We start from the raw sequence: 13,442 nt of genomic DNA, 5'->3' as shown, positions 1-13,442 counted from the left end.
GTGAAGACAAGAGAGGAGACCGGCCATGGCGGATGTGGTCCTGCTGACCCCCCGGGAGATCCCCACCGGAGCCGCGAGCCTGAACAACCAGAACGTCCTGATCAACGACGAGGAGTACCTGTCCCTGGACCCGGCGATGCGGCTGTTCTACAAGCGGGTCCGGGAGAATCTGGGTGTGGCGTGCATCGCGGGTCACTTGAGGTCGTGCGGGTATTCGGTGCGGGCGCTGAACCTGCACGGGCGTAATCCGAGCGATGAGGCGATCACGGATCTGATCCGGCGTGAGCGGCCGGCGTTCGTCGGGATCAGCATCATGTACGACCTGCACATCATCGACGCGGTGCGGTTGCTGCGGTGTGTGCGTGAGGCGGATCCGTCGGTGTTCGTGGCGATCGGCGGGGCGTTCTGCACGTACAACGCGAAGCTGATCGCCGAGCGGATCCCGGAGGCGGACTGTGTGGCCTTCGGTGAGGGTGAGCTGACCGTCGAGGGTCTGATGGAGTGTCTGGCCGCCGGCCGGGACTGGCGGAGCGTGCCGGGGCTGTGGTTCTGGCAGGACGGCCGTGTCCGCAGCAGCGGCCCGCCCAGGCTCCCCGACCTCGCGGACGAACCGTGGCCCGCCCGCGACCTGCTCGTGCACCACCGCAAGAACGGCATCCCCACGCCCCGCGCGTCGACGTACACCAGTCGCGGCTGCCACGCCAAGTGCACCTTCTGCTACGCGCCGCGGCAGCCCGGAGTGGTGGACGGCCCCTGGCGGGTACGGCCGGTGGAGGACGCGGTCGACGAGATCGAGTTCCTCCAGCGGGAGTTCGGCACCCGCTTCCTGTGGTTCAACGACGACAACTTCGGCGGCGCCTTCCAGGACGGCTACAGCCACGCCGTCGGCTTCGCCGAGGAAGTCCTGCGCCGTGGCCTGAAGATCTCCTTCCACTGCGAGTTCCGCGTCGACACTGGCCTCATCGACCGGGAGGCGCTGCGGACCCTGCGCCGGGCCGGCATGGACCTGGCGCTCCTCGGCATGGAGACCGGCTCGCCCGGCATGATGAAGCGGTTCCGCAAGGGCACCACCGTGGAGTACAACTTCGACGCCGCCCGCCTGTTCAAGCAGGAGGGCATCGAACTCGAACCCGGCTGGATCATGATCGAACCGGGCACGACGCTCGACGAGCTCTGGGAGAACCTGAAGTTCGTCGTGGCCGCCCGGGTGCACGAGAGCGAGAACCCGTTCTTCCTGATCAACCGGGCCATCGCACTGCGCGGCACCGAGATCTACGACAAGGCCACCCGCTACGAGGAGCCCGACATCCCCGGAGTGGAGGGCGCCGCCTGGGAGGTGCTCCGGCACGCCCGCCGCGACTACCGCGTCGAGGACGAGCGCGTGGAACACCTGTGGACGGCCTGGAGCAGGGTCTCCTCGGAGATCAACGACCGCAAGGAGAACGAGGTCCCGTTCCTGGCCCAGAGCATCGCGGACGCCGTCCGCGCCCGGCGCGGCACCGGCGCCGAGTCACTGCGTCCCCTGCTGGGCCGGCTGCGCCGCTGGGACCAGGGACTCGCCGGACTGCTCGTCGCCTTCCTCAACGCGGGGCTGCTGCTCGCCGACGAGAACCCGCCCGGGCTCGCCGACCGGCTGGAGACCGAACTGCGGGCGATGATCGCCGCGTACGACCGTGAGCACCTCGGTCACACCTTCCCGGACTTCGTCGTGGAGACGGCGAGGGCGTGCGGCGAGCACACCCTGGCACAGGTGAGGGGCTGAGCGATGACCCACGAGAGGATCCGGTTCGCGGCCGTGGGCTGCGGGAGGGTGTTCGAGCGCTACCACCTGCCCTGCGCCGACCAGCGGGACGCCATGGAACTGGTGGGGGTGGTGGACACCGACGTCGAGCGCGCCCGGGAGCTCACGGCGGGCCGCCAGGGGGTGTGGACGGGGACCTCCGTGGACCGGCTCATCGAGGAGACGCGCCCGGACCTGATCAGCGTCTGCACGCCCAACGACGCCCACGCGGAGCCGGTCCTGGCGGCGCTGGACGCCGGTGTCGCGGTGCTGTGCGAGAAGCCCCTCGCCGCCACGGTGGGGGAGGCCCGCCGGATGGCCGCCCATCCGGCGGCCGAGAAACTGCTCGGGGTGAACATGCCCTTCCGCTTCCATCCGCTGCTGGAGGCGTTCGCCGACGCGGCGCGGTCCGGGGCGCGGCGCGTCGACTTCTCCTTCGCCACCCCCGGCAACCGGGTCTGGCGGGCCCGCACCCCCTGGTACGGCGACGCACGGCGGGCCGGCGGCGGCGCGCTGCTGGACCTGGGGCCGCACGCCATCGACCTGCTCCAGACGGTCTTCGGCCCGGCTCGGGTCGAGGCGTGCGAGGTGGACGCGCCGGACGTCGAGGAGCGGGTCCGGCTGGACCTGTCCTTCCAGGGCCTGCCGGCGACACTGAGCATCGACCGGGCCGCGCGCCGCATGGAGACAGCGGTCACCGTCACCACCACCGACGGCGGCCACGTCCTGGACCTGCGCCGGGGCGAGCTGCGGCGGGCGGACGGCACGGTCGAGAGGGGCGGGGACAGACCGGAACTCGCCGCGATCTCGGCCTGCTTCGACCTCGTGACGGGCGGCGCCACCACCCCGTACGCAAAGGTGGGCGCCCAGGACGCCCTGGCGGTCCAGCTCGTGGTCGAGACGGCCTACGAACATGCGCGTCAGGCCAGAAAGCGGGCCACCTCGGCGCAGTAGCGCTCGGGTTCCGTGCGATGCACGTAGTGGCCCGCGTCGATGGCCAGCAGCCGCCCCCGGGGCACCGCGTCGGCGACCTCGGCCAGCAGGGAGCGGGGGACCGGGCTGGACAGGCCCCCGCTGATCACCAGCGTCTCGGCGGTGACTTCGCCGAGCCGCCGCCACCACCCGGGATCCGCCTGTCTGAGGCCGTCGATGACCGGGCGTACCGCGGCGCCGTCCAGCTCGCCCGTCCGCAGCAGCTCGCGGAACTCCCGGTACAGGGAGAGGACCGGCGCCCGGTCGCCGGCCGGCCGTGACCGGGCCCGCAGCTCCGCCTCCGCCGCCGCGTCCCGTGGGGGTGGAGGCGTGTCCTCGATCACCAGGCGGCCCACCCGGGACGGATGCCGCTGGGCGACGAGCCAGGCGACATGACCGCCCATGGAATGTCCCACCAGGTCGACCGTGCCCAGACGGTGACGGTCCAGCAGGGACAGCACGTCCCGGACCATCAGCTCGAAGGTGTACGCCCCCGCCCTGGGGCTGCGCCCGTGTCCGCGCAGGTCCGGCACGAACAACCGGCGTCCGTGCGGCCCCAGTTCGCGGACCAGCCGGTCCCAGGTCCGTCCGGTGTTGCCCAGCGCGTGCAGCAGCACCGTCGGTCTTCCCGCCGGATCACCGCTGATCCGGCAGGTCAACGTCAGCGCCGGCTCAGGAGCGCGCACTGGTCACGAGGTAGTCGACGATGGCCGAGACCGTCTGCTGGTGCCAGACCAGATTGGCCGGGAGCCTGCGCCCCAGCAGCCGCTCCAGCCGGCGCCGGATGACGATGGCCATCACCGAGTCCAGGCCCGACTTCAGCAGCGAACGGTCCGGGTCGAGCTCCGCCCGGTCCAGCCTCATCTCGCTGACGACGACGGAGACCGTCTGCTCGTGCAGCAGCTCCCGGAGCGCGTCCTCGGACAGTGCCCCGAGATCCGGGATCCCGGCCGTCTCCTCCCGCACCGGCGCCGCCGGGTCGTCGTCGGCGAGGTCGCGCAGCAGACCCGACCGGCGCGCGCCGGACGCGAGCGGCACGGTCCGCAGCACGGCGAGGGAGGGGCTGCCGGTCCGACCGGCCTGTTCCCAGGCGCCGAAGGCCTCGGGCACCGTGATGTCCCCGACCCCGTGGGCCCGCAGCTCGGCGTCCACCGCCGCGTTGTCCGCCATGCCCATGCCCCGCCAGGAGGTCCACGCCAGACTCATGCTGCCGGCCGCGCCGAGGGTGCGGTCGTACGCCGCCATGGCGTCGAGGAAGGCGTTGGCGGACGCGTAGGCGGCCTGGCCGGTGAGGCCCAGGAACTGCCCGCACGACGAGAAGTGGACCAGGAAGTCCAGGGATCCCGGCGGGAAGAGCCGATGCAGGGTCAGGGCACCCCCGGCCTTCGGCCGCATCACCGCCGAAAGGGCCTCGAGGCCGAGCCGGTCGACGAGCTGGTCCCGCAGCACACCGGCCGCGTGCACGACGCCGCGGATCGGGGGCATTCCCAGGGCGTCCGGGGTCAGGGCGGCGGCCGCCGCCTCGGCGTCGGCCAGGTCGAGGGACAGCACCCGGACCGTCGCGCCGAGGGCTTCGAGCCTGCGGACCGTCTCGACGCGGCGCGCCTGGACGCCGTCGGTGACCGTGTCCCACTCCGACCGCGGTGGCAGACCGCCGCGTCCGGCCAGGACGAGGCGACGCGCCCCCCGCTCCACCAGCCACCGGGCGATCTCACCGCCCAGAGCGCCCAGACCGCCCGTGACGAGATAGGTGCCGTCCGGCCGGCAGCGCGGCGGAGCGTGGCCGGCGCCCGCGCCGGCGCGCACCAGCCGGTTCACCGAGGCCCGGCCCTCCCGCACCGCGACCACGTCCTCGCCCGGGTTGCGGGCGAGCACCCGCAGCACGGTGACGAGGTCGTCCCGCGTGGGCCGCCGACCGAGATCGAGCGTGCCGCCCCACAGTTCGGGGTGTTCGCCCCCGACGACCCGCCCGAGACCCCACCGGGCGGCCTGGGCCACGGCCTCCAGCCGGTTCGCCTCCCGGACACCGGAGGTCAGCGACCAGAGTCTTGCCGCACCGGGCGGCCAGGCGCCGAGCCGCCGCGCCGCCGAGGCGAGCAGCCACGCCTCCCGCACCGCGCGATCTCCCGCCTCCCGGCCCGGACGTTCCGTCAGCGGCAGCACGATCACGTCCACGGACCCGGACAGCCGCTCGCGCAGAGCGTCGAGGCCGTCCGGATCCTCCGCCGGCAGACAGGAGATGCCCAAGTGGTCTGCCGTGGCGCGGAGTTGCGCCGCCAGTTCGCTCTCGGCGCCGATCAGCACGAGCGACCGGGGGAGGCCGGAGCCGTCGAGGGGGAGGGGCTTCCAGTCCATCCGGTGCAGCAGGTCCTCGGGGGTGCCGGGGCGCGTCTCGACCTCCGCGCCCGCGTACCGCACCCCGGCCAGCACGGCCACGGTCCGGCCGTCCTCCGCCGCGATCCGCACGTCCACCCTGCCCCGGGCGCCGGTGACCGGTCCGTCGGCGTACGCCTCGACGCGGGCGCGGGGCGGCGGCTCGCCGGTGGTCCACACCCGGCCGGCACCGGCCACCACCCGCAGGGCGGCGGGTCCGGGGAAGGCGACGGCCGCCATGGACAGCGCGGCGTCGAACAGCGGAGCCCAGGTTCTCGGGGCGGAGGCCGGCTCGTCGGCGACGACCTCCGCGCGCAGCCCCTCCCCGAGGCGCTCCAGACGGTCCACCCGCCAGGGGAAGGCCATGGTCGGCACCCCGACCGAGGCCAGGTCGGCGACGATCCGGTCCGGGGCGAGCACCGTCCCGCTCCCGGTGGCGGCGGGCGGCAGGGGCGGCGGCGAGGGGTCGTCGGACACGGAGACCACCGCGTGCGTCAGCCACGGCTGCCCGTCCCCGCCCGGGTCGGCGGTCCGCGACAGCAGTCGTACGACGCCGTCCTGCGCGGTCACGTCGACGTCGCGGGCCTCGGTCAGGGGCAGCGGCAGGTCGAACGACACCTCGGACAGGCCGTACGGCCCGCCGTCGCGCCCCGCCGCGTCCAGGAACGTCTGGAGGACGACGGCCGCCGGGAGGATCTCCACCCCGTGGATGGTGTGGCTGCCCGGGTACGGCCGCGACTCCAGGTCGACACGGGTGCGCCAGACGTCCAGGGGCGTGGTTCCCGCCAGGGTGCTGCGCGGCCCCAGCAGCGTGCGGCTCGTCACCTCGTGGCGGCCGCGGTCGGCCCCGCGGACCGTCAGCTCCCGCCAGTACCGCTGACGCCGCCAGCTCCGGGGCGGGAGCGACAGCGGTTGCGTGGCCGGCGCCGAAGGCCGGTCGACGGCCGCTCCGTTGCAGTACAGCAGTCCCGCGTTGGCCAGCAGCTGCTCCCGCTCCCCGGTGTCCCGGCGCAGGGACCCGGCGACACAGTGCCGCTCGGCCCCGGCCGCCTCCAGGGTCTCCTGGACGGAGTGCCGGACCACCGGATGGGCCGACACCTCCAGGAAGGTCCGGAAGCCGTCCTCGGCCGCCGCGGCAACCGCCCCGCACAGCCGCACCGGGCTGCGCAGATTGGCCGCCCAGTAGGCGCCGTCGCGGGGAGCGGGATCGCGAGGGTCGTCCAGCGCGGTGCCGTAGACGGGGATGCGCGGGGCGTGGACGGCGAGGTCGGAGGCGGCCTCCGCCAGCTCCTTCATCAGCGGTTCCATCTGCGGGCTGTGGAAGGCCACATCGCTGTCGACCCGTCGCACCAGCACGGCCGGGTCCGCCGCCAGCGTCCCGGCGAGGGCGTCGATCTCCTCCCTCGCCCCGGCCACCACCGTCGACGTGGGCGAGGCGAGGACCGCCGGCACCACGCCGTCGGTGCCGCCCAGCCTGGCGGCGGTCTCCTCGGCGGGCAGACCGATCATCAGCATGCCGCCCGCGCCGGCCACCCGTCGCAGCAGCAGGCTGCGCCGGCACACCAGCCGGGCGCCGTCCTCGGGCGACAGCACTCCCGCCGTCGCGGCGGCCGCGATCTCGCCCATCGAGTGGCCGATGACGGCCGAGGGCGCGAAACCGAGCGACCGCCAGACGGCGACGAGGCCCAGCTGGACGGCGTAGATCATCATCTGGGCGACGTCGACCCGGCCGACGTCCCCGTCCTCGATCAGCTGCCGGGCCGTCGTGCCGGTCTCCTCGGCGAACACCGGCCCGATCCGGTCGATCACCTCGGCGAACACGGGGTTCTCGGCGAGCAGTTCACGGCCCATGCCCGGCCACTGGGCGCCGGTCCCGGAGAAGACCCACACCACGCCGTCCCCGCCCTCGCCCGCCACCGTGCCCTCGGTGACGCCGGGGACCGAGTCGCCCGCGGCGAACCGGCGCAACCTGTTCTCCAGTTCCCCGTGGGCGGCGGCGACGACGGCGACACGGCGGTCCAGATGGCTGCGCCGGGCCACGAGGTCCTGGGCGAGGGAGGCGAGCGGGACGCCCGCGCCCGGCCCGCTCAGCCAGTCGGCGAGGCGGGCCGCGTCCTCCCGGAGGGCCGCCTCGGACCGGCCGGAGAGCGGGAACAGCCGGGGCAGGCCCGGCTCCTCCGGCGCGGTGGCGGAGGGCCCGGGCCGCTGGGGAGCCTCCTCCAGGACGACGTGGGCGATGGTGCCGCCGTATCCGAAGCTGGAGACACCCGCACGGCGCGGACGCTCCCCACGGCGCCACGGGGTACGCTTCCGCGTCACCAGCAGCCGGGACTCCTCCCAGGGGATGCGCGGGTTGGGCGTGGAGAAGCCCACGCTGGGCGGGATCTCCTCGTGCACGAGGGCGAGGATCGTCTTGATCATCCCGGCGATCCCCGAACCGGCTTCCAGATGCCCGATGTTGCCCTTGACCGAGCCGATCAGGCAGGGGCTGTCCGCGGGCCGGCCCGCGCCGAAGACGGCGGCGAGCGCCCCCGCCTCCAGCGGGTCGCCCGCGACGGTCCCGGTGCCGTGGGCCTCCACGTAGTCGACGGTGTCCGGGGCGATGCCGCACCGCGCGTACGTCCGGCGCAACAGGTCGGCCTGCGCGTCGCCGTTGGGCGCCATGATGCCGGCGGTACGCCCGTCCTGGCTCACCCCGCTGCCCCGGATCACGGCCAGCACGCGGTCCCCGGCCCGCTCGGCGTCCGACAGCCGCTTCAGGACGAGTACGCCCGCCCCCTCGCCCCGGCCGTAGCCGTCCGCCGAGGCGTCGAAGGGCTTGCTGTGGCCGTCCGGTGAGGTGGCGCCCGCCCGGTCCAGGGTGACCGAGAGACCGGGCGCCACCATGAGGTTCACCCCGGCGGCCAGTGCCAGGTCGCACTCTCCGGAGAGCAGACTCCGGCGGGCCAGATGGACTCCGACCAGGGAGGCGGAGCACGCGGTGTCCACGGCCAGGCTCGGCCCGCGCAGGTCGAGACTGTGGGAGACGCGGTTCGCGGTGGCGCACATCGCCGCGCCGATGCCGGTCCAGGCCTCGATCCCGGCCAGGTCCTCCAGCAGCCGGCGCCCGTAGTCGTCCGAACCGACACCGACGAAGACCCCGCAGTCGCCGCCGCCCAGGCCGAGCGGCGGGATCCCCGCGTGTTCCAGGGCCTCCCAGGCCAGTTCCAGCAGCAGCCGCTGCTGCGGGTCCATCAGCTCGGCCTCGCGCGGCGAGATGCCGAAGAACTCCGCGTCGAAACCGGCGATGTCGGCGAGGAAGCCGCCCCGGGTCGTGGTGTTCCGTACGACGGCCGCGTGCTCGGGAGCCGTGTCCGCGTACGGCGCCCAGCGCTCCGCTCCGTCGCCGATGCCGTCCCGGCCCTGGACGAGGAGATCCCAGAAGGCGTCGGGGGAGTCGGCGTCGCCGGGATACCGGCAGCTCAGCCCGACGACGGCGACCGGCTCCTGCGGCCCGGCGCCCGGTACGGCCTGAGGGCCCGTCACGCGTGGCCCCCCTCGCCGCGGGCCGGGGTCTCCAGCACGGTGAGCACCGCAGCGGTGATCATGAGTCCGGGTCCGGCGCTCAGCATGAGCAGATGGTCGTCGATGCTCAACTCGCCCTCTTCCACGAGGTGGTTGAGCTGCAGTCCGACGTCGGTGGCGCCCGCATGACCCACGTCGCGGAAGAAGTCGACGCCGCCCAGTGAGGAGTCCAGGCCCATCGGCCGCAGATGGCTGTCCAGGAAGTCCGCGGTGCCCGCCCCGAGATGCAGGACCTTCGACACGTCCGCCACGGTGATCCCCGCCTCGGCCGTCACCTGCTCGACCAGTTTCGTGCCGCTCGCGCCGTACTCCTGCACGATCTCGGACGCCTTGGGGCCGAGTTCCTCGACCATCGCCTCCAGGTGCTCGTTCATGTCGAGCCTGCGTCCGGTGGTGACCGCCGGCGGGAAGATCGGGTCGTGCCCGCGGTTGAGGATCTCGAACTGGGGGAGCGACACCGACTCGACGGAGCGCAGGGCGGCCCAGCCGGACTGTTTCGACAGCACTACCGCCGTGGCCGCGTCGGCCAGCACCGCGTCACGGTGGGCGTACCACCGGTCGACCGAGGGGGCGCCGAAGTTGTCGGCGCCGCTCACCACGGCCCCGTTGCGCGACGGCGCGCACAGCAGGTACTGGGTGGCCGTCTCCAGGGCGGCGAGGAACGCGTTGCACCCCTGCTCCACCGTCAGCGCCGGGATGGGGGAGCCCAGGGTGGAGCGCAGGATGTAGTGAGGAGCCGACCAGCCGTCGGGGCCCTGGTGGTAGGCGCAGGAGTGGACGAGGAGGTCGATGTCGTCCGGACCGAGTCCCGAACGATCCACCGCCTGCCGTACGGCCGCCACCGCCATGTCCGGCGCGGAGATCCCGTCGGCCACGGCGATGTTCCGCCACCCGCAGGAATCCATCCGTTCCCGGTCGTACGCGCCCCGCCGGACCGCATCCGCCACGCTCACCCTGGGCGGAATGTACGCGCCGGTCCCTGCCAGGAAGATGTTCTCGGTTCGCACGTTCACATGTCCTTACTGGCCGGACGGTCCGGGCCGTCCGTCCTCGGTCGGATGACCTTCCCGGTCTCGGTGGTGGGCAGTTGCGCCACGGCGGCGAAGGCATGGGGGACCCAGGAGGGCGACAGGCGCTCCCGGCAGAAGCGGCCCAGCTTCTCCAGGTCGACCGTGTCCGGGGTCACCGTCGCGACGATCCGCTGCCCGAGGACCGGGTCGTCCGCACCGGAGACCAGACAGGAGGCGACCTCCGGGAAGGCGAGCAGGACGGCCTCGATCTCCTCCGGGCTGACCTTGGCGCCCGCGACGTTGATGCTGGTGGACAGGCGCCCGACGAGGACGAGTCGCCGCCCCTCCCAGCGGGCCAGGTCGCCCGTGGTGAACCCGTCCCGCAGCGCGGTCGCGTCGACGCCGTCTCCCTCGGCGTAACCGAGCATCGTCGACGGCGAGGTGACGGTCACGAGCCCGGTGGAGCCGCCGTGGCCTTCGCCGGTCTCCGGGACCGGGGACAGCCCGACCTCCACACCGGGCAGGAGCGGGCCGGGCCCGGCGAGGCCCGGGTCCCACGGGGCCGGCCTGCTCACGCAGATCGGCCCGGTCTCCGTGGTCCCGTACACCTGGCCGACCTGCCCGCCGAGGCGGTCGGCGACCAGTTCGGCGGTGTGCGGGTCCAGCGCCATGCCGGCGGAGAGGAACCCGACCGCACGCCCGTCCCGCGGGCGGGAGCGGGCGGACTTGGCGAGCAGCCGCAGCATGGGGGGCACCCCGACGAAGAGCGTCACCGCGTCGTCGGCCAGCTCGCGCAGCAGCAGTCGCGGCCTGTCCGGTGTCAGGCAACGGACGTGGGCACCCGCGAGGGGCGCGGCGAGGGCGCACAGTCCGAAGCCGTACGCGTGCTGCAGCGGCACGGGACACAGCAGCCGGCTCTCCGGCCCCAGTTGCAGGGCCGTACGGTAGTTCTCCGCCTCTGCCAGCAGGGCGGCGGCGGAGCGCAGGGCGACCCGGGGGTGCCCGGTGGTGCCCGAGGTGATCTGTGCCGTCGCCGCCTCGTCGAAGGCGTGGCGCCGCGGCCCCTCCCGGCCGGCCTTCCCGGCACCGCTCAGCCTGCGCGCACCGCTGTCCGCGGCCGTGAACGGGAAGGCCAGCGGCGAGTCCTGCGGGGCCCAGAGGAAGTCGAGCCGGCAGCGCTCCCCGAGGCGCCGCATTTCCCACGGGGTCAGCCGGCGCGAGAGCGGTACGGCGACCGCCCCGGTGGAGATGACCGCGAACACGTCGGAGACGAACTCCGCCGCGGGCCCGCCCACGGTCCCCACCAGGACACCCGGCCCGACGCCCGCCTTCCGCAGCGCGCGGGCCTTGGCGGCGACCCGTTCGACCAGCTGCGCCGCGCCGACGCTCCCGGAGCCGTCGCTGATCAGCGGAGTGTCCCCGAGCCGGGCCGCCCGGTCCCGCAGCAGGGAGAGCAGCTCCGCACGCGCGGCGGTCATCCGAGCCCGGTCAGCGCGCGGTGCAACGCCCCTGCCGCCTTGTCCAGGACGTCCCCGGTGTGCGCGGTGCTCAGGAACCACGGTTCCAGCGCGTTGGGATGGAAGTAGACGCCCTCCCGCTGGGCCAGGGTCTGGAACCGGCGGTGCCGGGGGAAGTCGACGGCCTCGGCGAGGTCGCGCAGCGTGTCGCGCCGCTCCAGGGGTTTCCTCAGCAGGGCCACGCACATCAGGGTGCCGACCCGGCTGATGTGCACCGGACGCTTCTCCGCGGCGAAGACCTCGCGCAGGGCGTCCTCCGCACCGGCCCCGACGGCCTCGAGTTCGTCGTAGAGGCCGGGCCGGGCGCGGATCTTGGTCAGCATGGTGACGACCGCGCGCAGGGCCGCGTGATTGCCGGCGTAGACGCCGGCGTGGTGCGCCTCGTTCGTGGCGAGCATCCGCATCGCGGTCCTGCGTCCGCCGAAGGCGGCGACGGGGAACCCGCCGCCCATCACCTTGGACAGGACCGTGAGGTCGGGCTCGACGCCATACCGTTCCTGCGCCCCGCCCCGGGCGACCCGGAAACCGGTGATCACCTCGTCGAACACGAGCACCGCGCCGCTGCGCGAGGTCAGGTCGCGCAGCAGCTCGAGGAAGCCGGGCGCCGGGGGGATCACACCGGCGTTGGCCAGGACCGGCTCCAGGATGACGGCCGCTATCCGGTCGCCGTCCCGGGCGAAGAGCTCCGTGACGGCCTCGGCGTCGTTCCACGGCAGTTGCGCGGTGTGGGCGAGCGCCTCGGGGATCATGCCCGGCGCCCCCGGGACGACGTCCGTCGGCCGGGCGCCCCGGACCTGGAGCGTGGTCTTGCCCGCGCGCAGGACGGTCTCGCTCCAGCCGTGGTAGTGCCCCTCGAAGGTGACCACCAGGGAGCGTCCCGTGGTGGCACGGGCCAGCCGCAGCACGGAGGCGACCGCCTCGGTGCCGGAATTGGCGAACCTGATCTGTTCCACGCCCGGCACGAGTTCGGCCACGAGGGATCCGGCCGCCGCGTCCCATTCGTGCGGCAGGCCGGTCATGTGGCCCTTGGTGAACTGGTCGGCGACGGCTTCGGCCAAGTCGGGGTCGGAATAACCGAAGAGATGGGGCCCGTAGCCCATGTTGAAGTCCACGAGCTCACTGTCTTCGACATCCCGGATCGAACAGCCTTCGGCGCTCCGGACAACGAGCGGGACGGGGACCGCCGCGGCGCGCATGCTGCTGCTGACACCCCCGGCGACGACCTCTTTGATGCTATTCAGGTAATCAGTATTCGTCCGACGTTCGGCGTCCATGGCACCCACTGAAAACCTCCAGCTTCGTCGGCCCTTCCGGCATCACAGAATGCCGCAGAGCTTTCGTGGCCAACAGCGGACGGTGCCGGAATGGCCGGATCACGGGGGGTGATCGGCCTGTCTTGGGTGGCACTATCGGAAAGGTGATCAGGCCGCTCGCGGAGGGGGAATGTGATGTCGTCTCGGGGCGTCGCCGTGGTCACGGGGGCGGGATCGGGTCTCGGCGCCGCCATCGCCGTACGGCTCGCCGCCACCCATGACCTGGTGCTGACCCATCTGACCCGGGACGCCGGGCTCGCCGGCATCGCCGACCAGGTGTCGGAAGCCGGCGCGGAGGTCGTCGCCACGGTGGCCGGGGACCTCACGCACCGGGAGACCGTGGACCGCCTCGGGGGCGTCATGGCACTGTGCCGGGAAAGGCTGGACGTCCTGGTGTGCAATGCCGGGGCATACACATATGCGCCATGGCAGAAAACCGCCTGGGACGAGATCCGTTCGGCCGTGGACGTCAATCTCCTCGCTCATATCGCCTGCGCACGGGCCGCCACACCGCATTTGGTGGCACGCGGAACCGGCCGGATCGTGGCCGTTTCCACGGTGCTCACACGGATCGGACGCGTGGAACTCGTCCCCTACATCGCGGCCAAAGGCGGTCTGGAGGCATTCGTCCGCGCACTGGCCCGTGAACTCGGCCCGCACGGCATTACGGTGAATTCCGTCAGACCCGGGTCGATCGAACTGAGTTCCGGGCAAAGATCTCATCCGGATTACCCGGTCTGGCGGCAGCGGGAATTCGCCCGCCAATGCGTCAAACGGCATGGGCGGCCCGAGGACGTGGCCGCGGCCGTCGCGTTTCTGGCCTCTCCGGAAGCCGGTTTCATCACGGGCCAGAGCCTGACCGTCGACGGCGGCTGGGATCTCGACTGACCTGCCTTCGCAGGCCGATTCGAAG

8 protein-coding genes are annotated in these 13,442 nt (G+C 73.3%); 3 read left to right on the top strand and 5 right to left on the bottom strand.

Translation table 11 applies throughout. From position 1 onward, the window contains the following. Positions 1-25: 25 nt before the first annotated feature. A complete protein-coding gene (locus ACIBVL_RS08570; protein WP_399093966.1) occupies positions 26-1,762 on the top strand; it encodes a B12-binding domain-containing radical SAM protein in 1,737 nt (578 codons plus the stop codon). Positions 1,763-1,765: 3 nt separating this feature from the next. Continuing rightward, positions 1,766-2,734 carry a Gfo/Idh/MocA family protein gene (locus ACIBVL_RS08565; RefSeq protein WP_399093963.1) on the top strand — a complete coding sequence of 323 codons (969 nt, stop codon included), beginning with the start codon at positions 1,766-1,768 and terminating at the stop codon, positions 2,732-2,734. Here ACIBVL_RS08565 and ACIBVL_RS08560 read toward each other — a convergent pair. From ACIBVL_RS08560 to ACIBVL_RS08540, 5 genes are read right to left on the bottom strand one after another with little or no spacing between them, the layout of a single operon-like run. Next, positions 2,701-3,438 carry an alpha/beta fold hydrolase gene (locus ACIBVL_RS08560; RefSeq protein ID WP_399093960.1) on the bottom strand — a complete coding sequence of 246 codons (738 nt, stop codon included), beginning with the start codon at positions 3,436-3,438 and terminating at the stop codon, positions 2,701-2,703. The two genes, ACIBVL_RS08565 and ACIBVL_RS08560, sit on opposite strands and share 34 nt — an antisense overlap. Then, complete coding sequence (locus ACIBVL_RS08555) at positions 3,425-8,650, bottom strand: beta-ketoacyl synthase N-terminal-like domain-containing protein (protein WP_399093957.1); 5,226 nt, start codon at positions 8,648-8,650, stop codon at positions 3,425-3,427. The genes ACIBVL_RS08560 and ACIBVL_RS08555 overlap by 14 nt, the downstream gene beginning before the upstream one ends. After that, positions 8,647-9,696 (bottom strand): ketoacyl-ACP synthase III family protein, encoded by a 1,050-nt coding sequence (locus ACIBVL_RS08550; protein ID WP_399093954.1) that lies wholly within the window; start codon positions 9,694-9,696, stop codon positions 8,647-8,649. The genes ACIBVL_RS08555 and ACIBVL_RS08550 overlap by 4 nt, the downstream gene beginning before the upstream one ends. 2 nt (positions 9,697-9,698) lie before the next feature. Continuing rightward, positions 9,699-11,177, bottom strand: coding sequence for a class I adenylate-forming enzyme family protein (locus ACIBVL_RS08545; protein WP_399093951.1), 1,479 nt, complete (start codon positions 11,175-11,177; stop codon positions 9,699-9,701). Then, positions 11,174-12,412: an aspartate aminotransferase family protein gene (locus ACIBVL_RS08540; RefSeq protein WP_399093948.1), complete on the bottom strand. Its 1,239-nt coding sequence runs from the start codon at positions 12,410-12,412 to the stop codon at positions 11,174-11,176. Before ACIBVL_RS08540 ends, ACIBVL_RS08545 begins: the two co-directional genes overlap by 4 nt. A gap of 252 nt (positions 12,413-12,664) precedes the next feature. Here ACIBVL_RS08540 and ACIBVL_RS08535 point away from each other — a divergent pair, with 252 nt between their 5' ends. Then, entirely contained in the window at positions 12,665-13,417 is a 753-nt protein-coding gene (locus tag ACIBVL_RS08535; RefSeq protein ID WP_399093945.1) for an SDR family NAD(P)-dependent oxidoreductase, read from the top strand. Positions 13,418-13,442: the final 25 nt, after the last annotated feature.

The organism is Streptomyces sp. NPDC049687 (assembly GCF_044465285.1).
GTDB lineage: Bacteria > Actinomycetota > Actinomycetes > Streptomycetales > Streptomycetaceae > Streptomyces.
Note: the sequence above shows the minus strand (reverse complement) of the source record. Positions and strands in the feature narration are given on the sequence as shown.

Coding starts and splice junctions, on each gene's coding strand:
- ACIBVL_RS08540 (WP_399093948.1), bottom strand. CDS start 12,412: ATGCGCGCCGCGGCGGTCCCCGTCCCGCTCGTTGTCCGGAGCGCCGAA.
- ACIBVL_RS08545 (WP_399093951.1), bottom strand. CDS start 11,177: ATGACCGCCGCGCGTGCGGAGCTGCTCTCCCTGCTGCGGGACCGGGCG.
- ACIBVL_RS08565 (WP_399093963.1), top strand. CDS start 1,766: ATGACCCACGAGAGGATCCGGTTCGCGGCCGTGGGCTGCGGGAGGGTG.
- ACIBVL_RS08535 (WP_399093945.1), top strand. CDS start 12,665: ATGTCGTCTCGGGGCGTCGCCGTGGTCACGGGGGCGGGATCGGGTCTC.
- ACIBVL_RS08570 (WP_399093966.1), top strand. CDS start 26: ATGGCGGATGTGGTCCTGCTGACCCCCCGGGAGATCCCCACCGGAGCC.